This window comes from Deferrivibrio essentukiensis (assembly GCF_020480685.1).
GTDB lineage: Bacteria > Chrysiogenota > Deferribacteres > Deferribacterales > Deferrivibrionaceae > Deferrivibrio > Deferrivibrio essentukiensis.
Genome location: NZ_JAJAFU010000062.1, coordinates 1 through 545, shown reverse-complemented (window position 1 = coordinate 545; position 545 = coordinate 1). Strand labels below are relative to the sequence as shown.

Sequence of the window (545 nt, the reverse complement as noted above, 5' to 3'; positions counted from 1 at the left end):
GTCAAGAGATTGGAAGAAGTTTTGTTGAATTTAGTATCAAAGGATAAGGATGTAGAGCTTCTTATGACAATACCTGGAGTTGGGTTAATAACAGCAGCTACGATACGAGCGTATACAGATGATATAGGTAGGTATGAGAGTTCAAAGAAATATTCTGCTTATGCTGGACTAGTACCATGGGTTCAAAATTCTAATGAAACGATACATCATGGACGAATAACGAAGAGGGGACCAACAGAATTGAGAACAGCATTTGTGCAAATGGTAATGGGCATGTTAAGATATACAAAAAGAACAGATAATTACAGAATAGTAGCTAAATATCAGGATATGAAAAAGACTAAAGGTTCAGGTAAAAGTATAATAGCAGCAGCGAGGAAATTAAGTACAATGGTATATACAATGTTAAAATCGAGAGAAGTATTCAATACTCAAAAAATGATGATGAATAATGATAAATATACTTTTAAACAGTGTATGGTTTCAAATGGGTAATTAAATAAATGAACGCGTTTGTTTAAAAAAATGTAGACTTTTTATAGGAG

Annotated in this window: 1 protein-coding gene; it reads left to right on the top strand. The window is 32.5% G+C overall.

Going from position 1 to position 545, the window contains the following annotated elements; translation table 11 throughout:
* Positions 1 to 495 (top strand): transposase (locus tag LF845_RS11775; protein ID WP_242821204.1); only part of this gene is annotated, 495 nt, incomplete at its 5' end.
* Positions 496 to 545: the final 50 nt, after the last annotated feature.